Origin of the sequence: Phenylobacterium sp. (assembly GCF_036723115.1) — a bacterium.
In the GTDB taxonomy this organism is placed as follows: domain Bacteria; phylum Pseudomonadota; class Alphaproteobacteria; order Caulobacterales; family Caulobacteraceae; genus Phenylobacterium.
Map to the genome: position 1 here is coordinate 1 of NZ_DAIMHV010000262.1, position 1584 is coordinate 1584.

At 69.7% G+C, this 1584-nt stretch carries 1 protein-coding gene; it reads left to right on the top strand.

All coding sequences use genetic code 11. The features are described 5' to 3' along the window. Positions 1-1583, top strand: a 1583-nt coding sequence (locus V7D28_RS15285; protein WP_333588237.1) for an NAD(+) synthase, incomplete at its 5' end; no start/stop codon positions are given. Between the last annotated feature and the right edge of the window lies 1 nt (position 1584).

Below are 1584 nucleotides of genomic sequence, written 5' to 3' on the forward strand. Positions count from 1 at the left end.
TCGGGACCGATCTGATCTTCGCCGCCGAGGACCTGGCCGACTTCGTCTTCCACCTGGAGGTCTGCGAGGACTTCTGGGCGCCCACCCCGCCCTCCACCACCGCCGCCCTGGCCGGGGCCCTGATCCTGGCCAATCTTTCGGCCTCCAACGTGGTGGTGGGCAAGGCCGCCGACCGGGCGGTGCTGTCGGCCTCGCAGTCCATGCGCTGCCAGGCCGCCTATCTCTATTCGGCCGCGGGGCCGGGCGAGAGCACCACGGACCTGGCCTGGGACGGCCAGGGGGACATCTATGAGCTGGGGAGCCTGCTGGCCCAGGCTGAGCGGTTCCCGACCGCCGGCTCGCTGACCCTGGCCGATGTGGATGTGGAGCGCCTGCGGCTGGAGCGGCTGCGCACGCCCACCTTCAACGACGCCTGCGCGGCCGCCGGCCATCCCGAGCAGCGGTTCCGCACGGTGGGCTTCACCCATGCGCCGGCCTTCGCCGACCGGGGGCTGATGCGGCGGATCGACCGGTTCCCCTTCGTGCCTGACGATCCGGCCCGCCTGGACCAGGACTGCTATGAGGCCTTCAACATCCAGGTGGAGGGGCTGGTCCAGCGGCTGAGGTCGAGCCGCACGGAAAAGATCGTCATCGGCGTCTCAGGGGGGCTGGATTCCACCCACGCCCTGATCGTGGCGGCCAAGGCCTGTGACCAGATGGGCCTGCCGCGGGAGAACATCCTGGCCTTCACCCTGCCGGGCTTCGCCACTTCGGACTCCACCCGCTCCAACGCCTGGGCCCTGATGAAGGCCATTGGGACGAGCGCCGAAGAGATCGACATCACCCCGGCCGCCCGCCAGATGCTGGCCGATCTGGGCCATCCCTTCGCCGGCGGGGAACCGGTCTATGACGTGACGTTCGAGAACGTCCAGGCGGGGCTTCGCACCGACTATCTGTTCCGGGCGGCCAACCAGCGCGGAGCCATCGTGCTCGGCACAGGCGACCTGTCGGAGCTGGCGCTCGGCTGGTGCACCTATGGCGTCGGCGACCAGATGAGCCACTACAATGTCAACGGCTCGGTGGCCAAGACGCTGATCCAGCACCTGATCCGCTGGGCGGCCAAGACCGGCCAGTTCGATGCGGCCACCAGCCAGACCCTGGTCTCGGTGCTCGACACCGAAATCTCGCCCGAACTGGTGCCGGCCGGCGCCGACGGCGCGATCCAGTCCACCCAGGCCATCGTCGGGCCCTATGAGCTGCAGGACTTCCATCTCTATTACCTGACGCGCTTTGGCCTGCGGCCCTCCAAGGTGGCCTTCCTGGCCTGGCACGCCTGGCGCGACGCCGAGGTCGGCGCCTGGCCGCCGCACTTCCCGCCGGAGGCGCGCAACACCTATGACCTGGCGGCCATCCGCCGCTGGATGGGGGTCTTCCTCAACCGCTTCTTCGGCTTCAGCCAGTTCAAGCGCTCGGCCATGCCCAACGGGCCCAAGGTGGTGTCCGGGGGCAATCTCTCCCCCCGCGGCGACTGGCGCGCCCCTTCGGACGGATCGGCCGCCCTGTGGCTGGCCGAGCTGGAGCGCGGCCTGCCGCCGGAAGCCTAGA